The organism is Helicobacter enhydrae, from assembly GCF_001693335.1.
Lineage (GTDB): Bacteria > Campylobacterota > Campylobacteria > Campylobacterales > Helicobacteraceae > Helicobacter_G > Helicobacter_G enhydrae.
This window is the reverse complement of sequence record NZ_CP016503.1, coordinates 1,336,989-1,350,938: the sequence shown is the minus strand read 5'-3', so window position 1 is coordinate 1,350,938 and position 13,950 is coordinate 1,336,989. Positions and strand designations below refer to the sequence as shown.

The following is a 13,950-nucleotide window of genomic DNA, read 5'->3' as shown; positions in this document are numbered from 1 at the left end:
TCCTTTTACCAATCAAAAGATTGAATCTTAAAGCCTGAAATTGGAAATAAATAGGTTTTATTATATCTCAATCTCACAATCCCCAAGGCACTTTGATTGGAATTTTTCAAAAACATCACATTTTCACCATCTTGCGAAAAACGGGGCATTTGGTTGGCTCCATTGAGCGTGATACGCTTGATCCCTGTCCCCTCCATCGGGATGATATACAGATTGAACACACTCAAGCCAAATTCATTTTTCTCTTCACGACTAGAATAAACGATATAGCTACCATTTGAAGCCGCAGAAGAGTTGTTGCGTCCGTGAAAAACCGCTTGGCGTGGATTGCTTCCATCATAATTCATCAAAAACACATTTGGATAACCCAAACGATCTGAAATGAAAATGATTTGATTTTTGGATTCCATAAAATTCGCCCCAACATCAATGCCGGGATAGTTTGTGAGCTTTGTCAATTTTTTGCTATCTACGCCATACATATAGACATCAGCCTGTCCAATCGGCGACATACTGACCAATAAGTTTTTAAAATCCGCACTCACATCAGACACAATCGCAATCCCCTGTGAAGCAAGTATCTTGTGGAATCTGTGATTTTTCAAATCATATTTGATGATTGTTGGTTGATCGAGATATTTTGTGAAATAAATGCTCTCCTGCTTTGCATCAGCCCATTTTGGAAATATATTGAGTCCGTCATTGATAATGGGTTTTTGGTAGGTCAATGTGTAGTCTGCCACCACAATGGCACTTTTGGAGGGTGCTAAGATTTTTGCAAAAACGACTTTGCGATTCATCCATCGGATATTGGGTGCTTGTAAATAATCATTGATCGCGTTGGCAATCCTATGAGCGACAAAAGGGTATTGCTCTTTTTGACTCATATCAAAAGTCTGCTCTATCGCCTTTTTCCCAGCATTGATGTCAAACAAAACCAAAGAGAGTTGTTGCCCCTTTGGGAGAAAATAAGCCAATAGATCTACTTTTTGACTCCTATACAACACATAGCTTGGATCAAGATCCAATGCCTTTTTTTGAGTCTCTACCTCAAAATTGCCACTGACTTCCAAATCTTTGGCAATCATCTTGGTGATTTTTTCTTCTACGCCTGATGTTGCAAGATTGATGAGAATGTTTGGAAGTTTTTTTTGATCACGCACAATCTCAAGTTTGGCGTCATTTGCAAAAACAAAACAACATAAAACAAAACAAGAAAACAAGATTTTATTCATTGACTCCCTTTATTTCTAAAATCTACTGTTATGACTTTGATCTGTCCATCAGGATAAGGTGGAAAACTCTCAAGAGATAGACCCTCAAGGACACTTTGTATGTGAGCATTATAAGATTGATTGTGTGAATATTTGATAATCTTGTAAGAAAACTTGCCATTTCTATCGATGGTGATCACCGCTGTTAGCAACGCAGGTTCATAGAAATTGTTTTTCCATTTTTCATCGATACGCTTTTTGATTTCTGCAAACCACTCATTATAAACGCCATCTGCTGTATCTTGTGGAGGAGGTGGGCTGATCTCAAGCTCTTTTTCCCACATTTCTTCTAATTGACTCTGGATTTTTTTGTTTTCATCATTTTGCTGATCGAGCTGCTCATTGTATGTGTAATCTTGAGTTTGAATGCTATTGGCTGTAAAAGTTGGGCGTTCATCTTGGACAACTTCCTCTCTTACAGGGGGTTCAGGGCTATCGATTTTTTCAAACATTTTTTTGACATCAGCTCCTGCCACAGGGGCAGTTTTGACTGATGGAGTTGGGGCAGAAGCAACTATTTGCTCTTGTGATTCGGATTTGGGGGCTTTGGGTTTTTTGGGGTTTTTGGTCTTGTCCTCTTGAATCCTCACCTCAAAATACTCAATCTGTGTTTTGTCATTGAATATATATTTTTCTTGAGTCTTTGGCAAAAACGCCACAACAAGCAACACACAAAGGGAAAACTGCACAATCAGTGCTAAAAGCCCACTCCAGATTAAACGCATATCCATTTTAGCCACTTGTCACAAGAGATGCACGAGAAAAACCTGCCTCTTTTACAACCTTTAGAACATAAATCACATTGTCATACAACAAATTTTTATCAGCGGCGATATAAATTGGGGTTTCTTTTTTCATTTCTTGGCTTAGAAGCAAAAAGTTATCGGCAAATGCCTTCAGATCATAGCTCTTGCCACGCATAATAACCTTTTTGTCTTTTGTAACTTGTATCTCCAATATCTGCTCTTCTTGCTTGACTTTTGTTTTGGAGCCTTGAGGCAGGGCAATATCCTCACGATAATCCACGGTGGGAATAGTGACCATCAAAATTGCAAGTAAAACAAGCATAATATCCACCAAAGGCGTGATATTGAGCTCGGGCGTTTCATCAAAATGTTGCATTCTCAAAACCTAAGACATTCTTCTCGTCTAGCAAACAACAAATCTAGCTCAATTTGCAAAAGGACACCAAAATCATAGAGTTTTCTTTTGAGAATCAAATGGAAACTATATGCAGGGATCGCTGTCAAAATCCCAGCAGCTGTGGCAATGAGAGCCTTAGAGATAATAGGGGCAACGGTATCAAAAGCTACTTTTCCTCCGCCACCCAAATAAAAAAAAGCCTCCAAGATCTCAACAACGGTGCCAAAAAGCCCTATAAATGGAGATGTTGAAGCAACGATTGCCAAAAATGTCATTCCCATAGAGGCTTTTTGGATCAATTGTTGTTTCCAAATATGCAAAGCCTCTTTTTTGGTTTCATTTCCTGAAATTCCATCGATTTGTTGCATTGATTGTGGAAATGCGATTTCATCTGCAATCATCTTTTGCAACGACTTCTGCTCTGCTTTTGCCAACGCTCCAAGACACCAAAAACGATAGATAAAAACCCACAATGTCAAAAAGAGATAAAAACAGAGCCAACACAAAACCAACAAGCCCACCAAAGAACTAGTGTGCAAAAAATTGCTAATCATCTCTGTCATTTTTATGCCTTGTTTGCAGACTTATCGAGCTTATACAACGCACTTGCGATGCCAATGTTATCCATACTTGCCTTTTGGAGCAATTCTTTGGCTTTGGCTAGATTCTGTGCAACATCTCCACAGAGCGCACTCGCCCCATGTGCCAAAATATCCACGCTATGGGCATTGACTTTTGCATAACCCCAATCTATTGCGACCAACTCCACTGCTCCATCGTTTTTGATGATTTCAATCACTCCACCTTTGAGCAAAGTGACCAAATCACAATGGTTGTATTGCACACCAAATTCCCCATCGATACCTGGAAGAGTGACACTTGTGGCTTCTTGATCAAAAATAGTCCCTTCAGGCGTCGTAATATTTACCTTCATCTCTTCCATATTCGATCCTTACCCATTCATCTTTTGTGCTTTTTCCAACACTTCATCAATTCCGCCAACCATATAAAACGCATTTTCAGGGATATCATCGTATTTGCCTTCCAAAATTCCTTTGAAGCCCTCCAATGTTTCAGCAAGTGAGACATATTTGCCCGGACTTCCTGTGAAAACTTCAGCAACAAAGAATGGCTGTGACAAGAATTTTTCAATCTTTCTTGCACGCTCAACAATCTTTTTGTCTTCTTCTGATAGCTCATCCATCCCGAGCAATGCGATAATGTCTTGCAAATCTTTATACTTTTGCAAAACCCTCTGCACTCCTGTCGCAACAGCATAATGCTCATCGCCAACGATTTGAGGATCCAATACTCTAGAAGTAGAATCCAAAGGATCCACTGCTGGATAGATTCCTTTTTCGGCAATCTTTCGATTCAACACGGTTTTGGAATCAAGGTGTGAAAACACAGATGCAGGTGCTGGGTCTGTCAAGTCATCTGCAGGCACATATACAGCTTGCACAGAAGTGATAGAGCCTTTTTTGGTGGATGTGATTCTCTCTTGGAGTTTGCCCATCTCACTTGCCAATGTCGGCTGATAGCCCACAGCTGAAGGGATCCTTCCCAAAAGTGCAGACATTTCAGCCCCTGATTGTGCATATCTGAAAATATTATCAATAAACATCAAGACATCAAGTCCCTTTTCATCTCTAAAATATTCTGCCATTGTCAAACCTGTAAAGGCGATTCTGTTTCTCGCACCCGGTGGCTCATTCATCTGTCCATAGCACAATGCCACTTTGTCCAATACCCCACCCTCTTTCATTTCGTGATACAAATCATTCCCCTCTCTTGTGCGTTCGCCAACACCTGCAAACACAGAATAACCACTATGCTTATAAGCCACATTGTGAATAAGCTCCATAATGATCACCGTTTTGCCCACTCCTGCACCACCAAACAATCCGACTTTTCCCCCTTTGAGATATGGAGCCAAAAGATCCACGACTTTGATTCCTGTCTCAAACATCTCTGTTTTGGTGCTTTGCTCTTCAAAACTTGGAGCATCGCGATGGATCGCCCATTTTTGCACATCTTGCAATGGAGTGCCACCATCGATGACTTCTCCTGTCACATTAAAAATCCTACCCAACACCTGCTCTCCGACTGGCACTTCAATCATTCTGCCACGCGCGGTTACCTCTTGACCACGCACCAATCCCTCTGTCATATCCATAGCAATCGTACGCACGGTTTGATCGCCCAATTCTGCTGCGACTTCCAAAACCAAAGTTCTCGCTTCTCCCTCGACTTCAAACTCGACATCAAGAGCCTCATTAATCAAAGGGATATAATCCTCAAACTTCACATCTACCACAGGTCCCATAACCTGAATAATTTTTCCATTTTTTTTCATCTTTCCTCCTTTATCTATTTCATTGCCTCAACACCAGCATTGATTTCCACCAATTCCGTTGTAATCGCCTCTTGTCGTGCTTTGTTGTAAGCAACAGTCAAACTTCTCACCAAATTACCTGCGTTATTGGTCGCTGCTTCCATCGCTTGGACTCTCGCACTATGCTCTGCAACCAAAGAATCCAAAAGAGCATAATAAAGCGTATATTCCAAATATTTATAAGACAGCTCTTCTAGGATCTGAGAAGCACTCTCATCAGGCTCAATCTCCATATTTGATATTGCCTCCCCCTCTTTTGCATATTCTTCAACTTTGAGAGGCAAAAGTGTCTGCACCTTGATTTCTTGAGAAATCATAGTCTTGAATCCATTATGAACGATCACCAAACCATCCGTGGCTTCTGATACAAAATCATCCACCGAACGCTTGATAAACTTTGCAGCCTTCTCATAATCAGGCGTAGAACTCAAATCCTCCATTTCATCCAATAATGCCACTTCATTGAATTGAAAAAATGAAATCCCTTTTTTGCCAATACCCCTAAGCCTCACTTGTATGCCATCTTGCTGGTATCGCCTAATCATTGCACTCACTTCTTTGATCGTCGCTTGATTAAATCCACCACACAATCCCTTATCTGATGTGACAAAAATCACATCGATGGTTTTGACATCTCTAGGCTTTGAAGCTTGAAAAATTGCATTGTCAAGATTCTCAAACCCCACCAATGCAACTTTCTGCACAATCTCGCCAAACACTTCATCTATTTTTTTAGCAAATGCTTTGGAAGCCTTTGCCAACTCCTCCGCCTTTTTGAGCTTTGAGGCAGAGACTAGCTTCATTGCACGAGTTGTTTTCTGTGTATTCTGAACGCTTGAAATCTTCCTGCGAATCTCTTTTAGATTGTTTCCCATAATCTACCTTATTTAACCGATAAAATTTACCTTGCACTCTTCAATCGCTTGATTGAGCATAGATTCAATCTCAGTATCCAAAGCTTTCTTCTCGCGAATGTTTTCCAAAATCTGAGGGTATTTCGTCTCAATAAATGTGTGAAGTGCTTTTTCAAATTGAACAATCTGTGCAATCTCTAGATCATCCAAAAATCCTTTGGCACCTGCATAAATGATAGCAACTTGTTTTTCAATAACCAAAGGAGAGTATGGAGCCTGTTTCAACACCTCAACCATTCTTTGCCCTCTCTCCAATTGTTTGCGACTGCTCTCATCAAGATTTGAAGCAAATTGTGCAAACGCTTGTAGCTCTCTATATTGAGCCAAATCAAGTCTTAGAGTTCCTGAAACTTGCTTGGTGGCTTTGATCTGTGCTGCACCCCCAACCCTTGAAACAGATAGCCCCACATTGATAGCAGGACGAATCCCTGAATAAAACAAATCAGTTTCCAAGAAAATCTGTCCATCTGTGATAGAAATCACATTGGTAGGAATATAAGCAGAAACATCTCCTGCTTGAGTTTCAATGATTGGCAACGCTGTCAAAGAACCTGCACCCAAAGCATCGCTAACCTTTGCAGCACGCTCTAGTAGTCTAGAATGTAGATAGAAAACATCCCCCGGGAAAGCCTCACGACCAGGAGGTCTTCTCAGAATCAAAGACATTTCACGATAAGCAACTGCGTGTTTGCTCAAATCATCATAGACAATCAAAGCGTGTTTGGCATTGTCTCTAAAATACTCGCCCATTGTCACACCTGTGTAAGGAGCCAAAAACTGCATTGCCGAAGACACAGAAGCGGGGGCATTAATCACAACTGTGTATTCCATCGCCCCGTGTTCTTCCAATTTCCGCACAACTTGAGCCACTGTGGATTCTTTTTGCCCAATCGCCACATAGATACAAACCACCCCTTGACCTTTTTGGTTGATGATTGTATCGACTGCAACTGTTGTTTTTCCTGTCTGTCTATCTCCGATGATCAACTCTCTTTGCCCACGACCGATTGGCACGAGTGCATCGATTGCTTTAATTCCTGTTTGCAATGGCTCATGCACTGATTTACGATCCATAATCCCCGGCGCTTTTTCTTCTACGAAGCGATACTCACTTGCATTCAAAGGACCTTTGCCGTCGATTGGATCTCCAAGCGCATTGAGGACCCTGCCTGTGACGCACTCACCCACAGGAACCTTCATCAAACGCTTGAGACGCTTGACGCTCATTCCCTCGCGTATTCCCTTGCCAGAACCCAAAACAACAACACCGACAAAATCCTCTTCCAAACTTGAGGCAAGACCAATGTCTCCGCTTTCAAATTCCACCATTTCATAATACATCACATTTTGAAGACCATAAACTTTTGCAACACCATCTGCATAAGTCAAAACTTTCCCTATTTCATCAATTTTTAAATCCATATCAAACTTTTGAATTTTTTCCTTGATGATTGCACTAATCTCTTCTGCTTTAATTTTCAACCTAGACTCCTTTTAAAATGAACTTAAAATACTTTGTTTAAGTTTTTGCATCACTCTTTCTTTTGAGAATGAAAACTCTACCCCTAATTCCTCAATGCTAATACGCATCTTTTCTTCAGACACTATACATTCGACAATCTCTGTCTTCAAGCCAAACTTTTGCAAAATAATCTCTTGTAATTTTGCTTTATTTTCCTCTCCAAGCTTTTGATGATAATAAACAAAAGCCCTGCATTCCTTTTTTTTGTTGGCAAGATACAAAGCAAGGTTTTGCATCACCAATGGCAAAAGTTTCAAGCGATTATTACGCACCAAAATACGCAAGAAAAAAGCAAAAGTCTTATCTAGCTCTCCACAAACCTGCTTGATCAACTCAAGCTTCTGATCATCTACAACAAGTGGAGATGTGACAAAAGTCCAAAAATCTTGATTCTTGAAACTCTCATCAATTTTTGCTTGATAGCTACAAAACAATGCCAATGTATCCAAATCCACACTCTCAATCAATGCCAAAGAATATTTATTTGCGATTTTTTTCAATTCTTCCCTCCATTTTGCAATGCTTCCAAACCAAGATGAGCGAGATCTTTTATCTGCACTTTTTGCTCGACTTCTTCAAGCAAACAATTCACCTCATTAAGCATCAACTTGCGTCTGTATGCCTCATAGATATTTTGATTGAGCAAATTGAATTGTTGAGTGTCTTTGGTTAGCTTTTCCTCATATCTTTGTCCGATCTCAAGCACTTCTTTTTTGGCATTGTTTTCAATCTCAAGGGCTAACTTTTTACTCTCCTCAAGAGCCTTAAGCGCTTGTTCTTTTTCGTTTTTGATGAGCAGAAGCTGCTCTTGTGCTTCCATCAGCCTTTTTTGTATCCCCTCGCGTCTATTAACAAAAATTGATTTGATAGTAGAACCCAAAAAATAATACAAAAGCCCAAAGAACAATACAAAATTGATCAAACGCACTAGAAAATCGCTCTGTCCGATTGACACCTCTGAAGCATACAACCCCACAGCACACATCAATACGACCAACAACTTCCTCATTTGCTATCTCCTGCAATTTCAAACTTTTGATCCAAAGCCCCAACAATCTCTTGCATTTTCCCGTGCAACTCTTGTCGCAAAACCTTCATTTCATCATCACATTCTTTTTCCAATGTCTCAAAATGCACTTTGATTTTGTTTTTGGCGTTTTCAAATTTCTCGACATAATTCGCACTCGATTCTTTTTCTGCATTGTCAATCATCGTTTTTGCTTGATTTTTGGCATCTTGAAGAATCTGCTGAGCTTCATTTCTAATCGCCTGTATCTCATCTCTATACCTCAAGGTTTCAAGATTTTCATCATCAACCAAATTGGCTCGTTTTGCCAAAAAATCTAGCATTGGAGTATACAACCAACGATTGAGTAATACAACCAATAAAATAAAAATGAAAAAAACCAAATACATTAAGTCTAGGTTTGGATTTAAATCCATACTGCCTACTCCTCACTCTTTATTTGAAACAAAGCATTCTAGCAAAATAAGTCAGATTTTAAAACTCTCACCTTTTAATTTTTTCTAAAAAATCAGCGATTTGCGTTTGTGAAGCAAACTCTATCATCAATTTTGATCCATTCAACTTGACGCTGTGGCAATAAGATTGCAAAACCTCACACAACTCTAGACACTTTTCACTCATCTCGTTTGTGTCTTGTGTGCGATTCTTTGGAGATTTTTTCGAATCACTTTTAAACTTCTTGACCATTTGTTCTGTTTGACTGACAGAGAGTTTTTGCCCAACAATTGAATGTGCGATTTTGAGCTGTTCGTCTCGCGGAAGTGCGACCAAAATTTTGGCGTGACCTTGTGTGATTGCGTTGGTCACAAGCATTTCTTGGACTTCTTGCTCCAACTGCATCATTCTGATTGTGTTTGTCACTTGGGCTCTTGATTTTTGAATACGCTGAGCTAACTCTTCGTGTGTCAAGTGGTATTTTTCCACCAATTCGCTATAGGCTTGTGCCAACTCGATTGGATTGAGATCCTCTCTTTGGATATTTTCAATCAATGCAAACTCTTGCAAATACTTCAAATCAATCTCTGCAACAATCGCCTTGATACTCTCTAGTCCCGCAAGTTTTGAAGCACGCAAGCGTCTTTCTCCAGCAATCAAAACATACTCTTGCTTTTCGTTTTGATAAACCAGAATCGGTTGCAACAATCCATACTCTTTGATTGAAGCAGCCAACTCATCCAACGCCTCGTGGTTAAAAGTTTTACGCGGTTGATATGGGTTTGGGATCACCTCATCGATCTCTAGCTCCACCACTCTTTCTTGATTGCCAGAATGATTCTCGTATGCTCTTTCTGTTTCAGAAAGCAACTCACTTAGTCCGCGTCCCAAAACCTGTCTTTTTTTGCCCTGCACCTTATGCCTCCTCCAAAATTGCTTTGGCTAGATCTTGATAAGCAATATTGCCATTTGACTTGCGATCATAGAGCAAAATAGGCTTCCCAAAGCTTGGTGATTCTGCAAGTTTGATACTACGCGGGATCACGATATGCTCCTTGTCTTGTTTGAACAAACTCTCATCAAAATGCTGAATCAAATCTGCTAATACCTGCTTGGAAAGATTGTTTTGCGATGAAAACATTGTGGGCAAAAATCCTCGTATCACCAAACTAGGATTGCTACTTGCTTTGAGCATTTTAATGGTGCTCATCAATTGTGCCAAGCCCTCAAGTGCAAAATACTCACATTGGATAGGAATGATCACAGAATCAGCCGCACACAAGGCATTGATCGTGAGCGGTCCCAACGCAGGAGGCGAATCAATCACAACAAAATCATACTGCTCTTGCAATTCTAGAATCTTCTTTTTGAGAATAAACTCTCTACCTGCATTTTTTTTGTGATAAAACTCCTTCTCAAACCCTACAAGCCCGATGTTTGAGGGAATAAGAAATAGATTTGCAACATCTGTTTGATGCACAATGTCTGATATTTTTTTTCCTCCAATGAGGGCGTGATAAATATCTGCCCCAATCTCATTGCGACGCAATCCCAAACTAGTTGTCGCATTTGCCTGGGGATCAAAATCAATCAGCAAAACCTTCTTACCTTGACTAGACAAAGAAGCAGAGAGATTGACAGCTGTTGTAGTTTTGCCTACACCCCCCTTCTGATTCGCAATTACGATTACCTCACTCATTTATCCTACCTTGATCCAAAATAATACTCTTCATCCACACAGATTGAGCCATCATCACACAATACTGCTTGAGCAAAACGAATTTTTCTATTGTTTTTGTCGTGAAAAGAGAAATCAAAATTTTTATAAAATTCTAACTTGTATTCCTTGAAAATTTGCTTCCAAGTTGGAAAAACAAACAAAAATTGCAAAAAATCCTCTAACATTTCTTTTTTGTAGCTCAGATTCCACTCCACTCCAAGTGCCTTGTAGCTTTGGCTCTGTAGATTCAATCCAATACCACACAAAATCTTTGTGCCAATCACCTGTGTGATCACACCACCTGCTTTTGATGTGTCGATATATAGATCATTGGGCCACTTGAGCCACACCTCAAACCCGTGCCTCCTAAGCCATTCTTTGAACACAAAACCAAAATAAATAGAGCAAGATTGCAGTGGCAAATCCTTGGGCAACACATCCAAATCCAATGCAAAAGAAAATGTCCAAGCATTTTCTACGCTCTGCCATTGATTATTCCTGCTACCAATTCCTGAGCTTTGCCTGTCTGCCAAAAAACAAATAGGCAATGCCGCATCGATATGTTGGTGCAAATATTCTTTGAGTGCGATTTGTGTTGATGGTAATGTCTCAAAGCTCAAGATTCTAGCAAAAGTCATCGCCAATCTCTAAACGCCTTCCACGCACATAGTCCAATGCCCCCATAGTGGATTTTGATGGAGGCTGAACTTCCAAAATCTCAAAAACCCCCTCCAAAGCACAGACCAACACCCCATTTGAACTCAAGCCGATGATTTTCCCATATCCTGCCTCGCTCTTTGTGTCTGTTAGCACCAATTTCCTAAGCTTTAGCCCATTATCAAGATAGAGCGTGGGCCATTGCGACAAGGCTAAATATTTGGCATAAATTTTTTGTGAAAAATGCACAAGCCCTGCTTCTTTTTTGATTTTCTTGCAAAATGTTGCATCGCAATGAATCTGCGCAAGAGGTTTGAGATTTGGCAAATATTTCAACACTTTGAGTGCCAATTTTGCACCCAAAATGCTTAATTTTTCATCTAAATCCGACAGGGTAAGGTTTTCATTTGTAGGCAAAAAGCTTATGCCAAGAATCTCCCCACAATCCAATCCCTCTTCCATTTTCATGATCGTCACCCCAAACCTCTGCCTCTCTTCTAATATCATCTCTTGCATTGGGGAAGCTCCACGCAAGTGAGGTAAAATCGATGCGTGGATATTGAGACACAAAGCGCTTTGCAAATATTGTGGAGGAAAAATCTGTCCAAACGCCACCACCAAAAACAAATCCGCCTTGAACTCAAGCAATGTTTGCAACAAAGCGTCATCTAATTTCTCTGGTTGAAATATTGGGCAATGATATGTGATTGCCAATTCTTTGATAGCACTCATTTTGAGTGTTTTTTGACGCCCAAATGGTCTATCTGGCTGGGTCACAACAGCCAACACCTCACACACTGCACCAACGATTTTTAGCACCCTTTGTGCAAATGCAGGGGTTCCAAAGAAAATAATTTTTTGCATTTCAAACTCCAAACAAGATTTTGTGCAGTGCCCACCAAACATTACACCTAGCCTCAAACCACGCTCACCCCCCCCAATATCTATGGATTGCAAAGCTTTAGCTTTTTTGCCACCTCAATGCTTGATGGATAAGGACTTTGAGCCTATCAATATTGATAGCACAAACCGATGAAATAGGCAAAACAAACAATGGCTCACCTGATTTTCTTTCTGTCCAAGAATTTGATTCTTTCAAACATTCTGCGATATAGCAACGCTCATCACAAGGAAGCCACCCAAACGCTTGTATAAGCTTCTCTAGCTCCTCTTCTTCAAGCAACTCGATTTTTGTCAAAACAACTCCAAAAGGACGCTCAAGCAAAGAATCTGAAAAAGATTCTAACTCTTTGCAAAGCTTCTGATACTGCTCCATTGGGCTATAACGATAACTCACATCAAGCACAAACAACAAAATCCCTGTGCGTTCAATATGGCGTAAAAACTCTATTCCAAGTCCCTTGCCACTACTTGCCCCATCAATGATTCCTGGAATATCTGCCACCACAAAACTATCAAAATCCCCGACATCAACCACTCCCAAATTGGGAACAAGTGTTGTGAATTCATAATTTGCAATCTCTGGCTTTGCATTTGAAATCGTAGCAATCAATGTGGATTTCCCCACATTTGGGAACCCCACCAATCCCACATCAGCAATCAGCTTAAGCTCCAAACGCAAATGCATTTTGACCCCTGCAATGCCCTTTTGTGCATAAGTTGGACGCTGATTGATAGAATTTTTAAATCTCGCATTTCCCATTCCCCCTTTGCCACCCTCAAGCAAAAGATGCTTCCCCTCCTTGACATCCAATAGCATTTCGCCAGTTTCTTCATTATAAATCTGTGTCCCTGCAGGAACTTTGATCACCAAATCATTGCCACCACGCCCACTGCGATTTTTTCCCTCACCGGGACGCCCATTTTCTGCTTTGTAATGCTTTGCACCTCGAAACCTTGAGAGCGTATCGGCATTGTGATCGACTTCAATATACACATTGCCACCACGCCCACCATCGCCCCCATCAGGTCCGCCCTGTATAACAAACTTCTCACGGCGAAAGCTCACTGCCCCCATTCCACCATTGCCAGATGAAGCAAAAATATCCACACAATCTACAAACATTTCTTATACTCTTTCATCTTATACTTGATACCATTTAGATATTCTTAAATGATTTTCTATATATTCTGCACTTTTTCTTTGGGATGTAATTATTTGGCAACATTGAGTTTTCTAGACACTTAACATCGCTTGTATTTTCAATACAAACAAGACAAACAAAGGAATATTGTGCAGATTGAGGAAGCATTGCATTGCAAAATTCCTAAATCCTAGGATTTAGGAATGCGATGCATTGGGATGAAGGGGATAGACAGAAACCTTCTTGCGATCTTTTGTCTTTTGTTCAAACTTTACAACCCCATCAATGAGGGCATAAATCGTATGGTCTTTGCCAATTCCTACATTATTGCCCGTATGAAACTTTGTCCCTCTTTGACGCACGATGATATTTCCTGCACGCACAAATTGAGAACCAAATTTCTTGACACCTAAACGACGACCGGCAGAATCTCTATTATTCTGCGTACTACCCTGACCTTTCTTGTGAGCCATAAATACTCCTTATTTTCCGAGAATTTTTAAGATTCTAACACGAGTGAAATCGCGTCTAAAGCCACGCTTAACTTTGCTGTCTTTGCGTCTTCTTTTCTTAAAAGTAATTACTTTTTTGCCCCTACCCTCATTAATCACTTCTGCCTCAATTTTTGCATTGGCAATATATGGGGAACCCAATTGACTTTTTTCTCCATCAATGATTGCCAACACTTCTTGCAACTCAAACTTTGATTTTGGCTCAAGGTTCATTTTATCAAGTAGGACAATATCACCCTCTTGCACCTTGTATTGCTTGCCTCCATTCTTAAACACTGCATACATCGTGTATCCTTAAAGTAAAAT

The 13,950-nt window shown here is 40.3% G+C and carries 18 protein-coding genes; all 18 read right to left on the bottom strand.

Going from position 1 to position 13,950, the window contains the following annotated elements:
- Positions 1 to 5: 5 nt before the first annotated feature.
- Positions 6 to 1,235, bottom strand: a complete 1,230-nt coding sequence (gene tolB, locus BBW65_RS06475) for a Tol-Pal system protein TolB (RefSeq protein WP_066341238.1) — start codon at positions 1,233 to 1,235, stop codon at positions 6 to 8.
- A complete protein-coding gene (locus BBW65_RS06470) occupies positions 1,232 to 1,999 on the bottom strand; it encodes a TonB C-terminal domain-containing protein (protein WP_199919412.1) in 768 nt (255 codons plus the stop codon). The genes tolB and BBW65_RS06470 overlap by 4 nt, the downstream gene beginning before the upstream one ends.
- A gap of 7 nt (positions 2,000 to 2,006) precedes the next feature.
- Entirely contained in the window at positions 2,007 to 2,396 is a 390-nt protein-coding gene (locus tag BBW65_RS06465) for a biopolymer transporter ExbD (protein ID WP_407645224.1), read from the bottom strand.
- A 2-nt stretch (positions 2,397 to 2,398) separates the two neighbouring features.
- On the bottom strand, positions 2,399 to 2,980 hold the full coding sequence (locus tag BBW65_RS06460; protein ID WP_066341231.1) for a MotA/TolQ/ExbB proton channel family protein: 582 nt from the start codon (positions 2,978 to 2,980) through the stop codon (positions 2,399 to 2,401).
- Positions 2,981 to 2,982: 2 nt separating this feature from the next.
- Complete coding sequence (atpC, locus tag BBW65_RS06455) at positions 2,983 to 3,360, bottom strand: ATP synthase F1 subunit epsilon (protein WP_066341230.1); 378 nt, start codon at positions 3,358 to 3,360, stop codon at positions 2,983 to 2,985.
- 9 nt (positions 3,361 to 3,369) lie between these two features.
- Positions 3,370 to 4,773: a F0F1 ATP synthase subunit beta gene (gene atpD, locus BBW65_RS06450; protein ID WP_066341228.1), complete on the bottom strand. Its 1,404-nt coding sequence runs from the start codon at positions 4,771 to 4,773 to the stop codon at positions 3,370 to 3,372.
- A 14-nt stretch (positions 4,774 to 4,787) separates the two neighbouring features.
- Positions 4,788 to 5,687, bottom strand: coding sequence for an ATP synthase F1 subunit gamma (atpG, locus tag BBW65_RS06445; protein ID WP_066341226.1), 900 nt, complete (start codon positions 5,685 to 5,687; stop codon positions 4,788 to 4,790).
- A gap of 12 nt (positions 5,688 to 5,699) precedes the next feature.
- A complete protein-coding gene (gene atpA, locus BBW65_RS06440; RefSeq protein WP_066341223.1) occupies positions 5,700 to 7,208 on the bottom strand; it encodes a F0F1 ATP synthase subunit alpha in 1,509 nt (502 codons plus the stop codon).
- A 12-nt stretch (positions 7,209 to 7,220) separates the two neighbouring features.
- The gene (locus BBW65_RS06435) at positions 7,221 to 7,748 is read right to left on the bottom strand and encodes a F0F1 ATP synthase subunit delta (protein ID WP_066341222.1); all 528 of its coding nucleotides are present in this window, start codon (positions 7,746 to 7,748) and stop codon (positions 7,221 to 7,223) included.
- Positions 7,745 to 8,257 (bottom strand): F0F1 ATP synthase subunit B family protein, encoded by a 513-nt coding sequence (locus BBW65_RS06430; RefSeq protein WP_066341220.1) that lies wholly within the window; start codon positions 8,255 to 8,257, stop codon positions 7,745 to 7,747. The genes BBW65_RS06435 and BBW65_RS06430 overlap by 4 nt, the downstream gene beginning before the upstream one ends.
- Positions 8,254 to 8,691: a F0F1 ATP synthase subunit B family protein gene (locus tag BBW65_RS06425; protein ID WP_066341213.1), complete on the bottom strand. Its 438-nt coding sequence runs from the start codon at positions 8,689 to 8,691 to the stop codon at positions 8,254 to 8,256. The genes BBW65_RS06430 and BBW65_RS06425 overlap by 4 nt, the downstream gene beginning before the upstream one ends.
- 67 nt (positions 8,692 to 8,758) lie before the next feature.
- Entirely contained in the window at positions 8,759 to 9,625 is an 867-nt protein-coding gene (locus BBW65_RS06420) for a ParB/RepB/Spo0J family partition protein (protein ID WP_066341211.1), read from the bottom strand.
- A 1-nt stretch (position 9,626) separates the two neighbouring features.
- Positions 9,627 to 10,409, bottom strand: coding sequence for a ParA family protein (locus tag BBW65_RS06415; protein WP_066341209.1), 783 nt, complete (start codon positions 10,407 to 10,409; stop codon positions 9,627 to 9,629).
- A gap of 5 nt (positions 10,410 to 10,414) precedes the next feature.
- The gene (locus tag BBW65_RS06410) at positions 10,415 to 11,068 is read right to left on the bottom strand and encodes a biotin--[acetyl-CoA-carboxylase] ligase (protein WP_066341207.1); all 654 of its coding nucleotides are present in this window, start codon (positions 11,066 to 11,068) and stop codon (positions 10,415 to 10,417) included.
- On the bottom strand, positions 11,055 to 11,951 hold the full coding sequence (fmt, locus tag BBW65_RS06405) for a methionyl-tRNA formyltransferase (RefSeq protein WP_066341857.1): 897 nt from the start codon (positions 11,949 to 11,951) through the stop codon (positions 11,055 to 11,057). The genes BBW65_RS06410 and fmt overlap by 14 nt, the downstream gene beginning before the upstream one ends.
- Positions 11,952 to 12,048: 97 nt before the next feature.
- The gene (obgE, locus tag BBW65_RS06400) at positions 12,049 to 13,113 is read right to left on the bottom strand and encodes a GTPase ObgE (protein WP_066341205.1); all 1,065 of its coding nucleotides are present in this window, start codon (positions 13,111 to 13,113) and stop codon (positions 12,049 to 12,051) included.
- Positions 13,114 to 13,329: 216 nt separating this feature from the next.
- Positions 13,330 to 13,605, bottom strand: a complete 276-nt coding sequence (rpmA, locus tag BBW65_RS06395) for a 50S ribosomal protein L27 (RefSeq protein ID WP_066341202.1) — start codon at positions 13,603 to 13,605, stop codon at positions 13,330 to 13,332.
- 9 nt (positions 13,606 to 13,614) lie between these two features.
- Positions 13,615 to 13,929 carry a 50S ribosomal protein L21 gene (gene rplU, locus BBW65_RS06390; protein ID WP_066341200.1) on the bottom strand — a complete coding sequence of 105 codons (315 nt, stop codon included), beginning with the start codon at positions 13,927 to 13,929 and terminating at the stop codon, positions 13,615 to 13,617.
- Positions 13,930 to 13,950 lie beyond the last annotated feature (21 nt).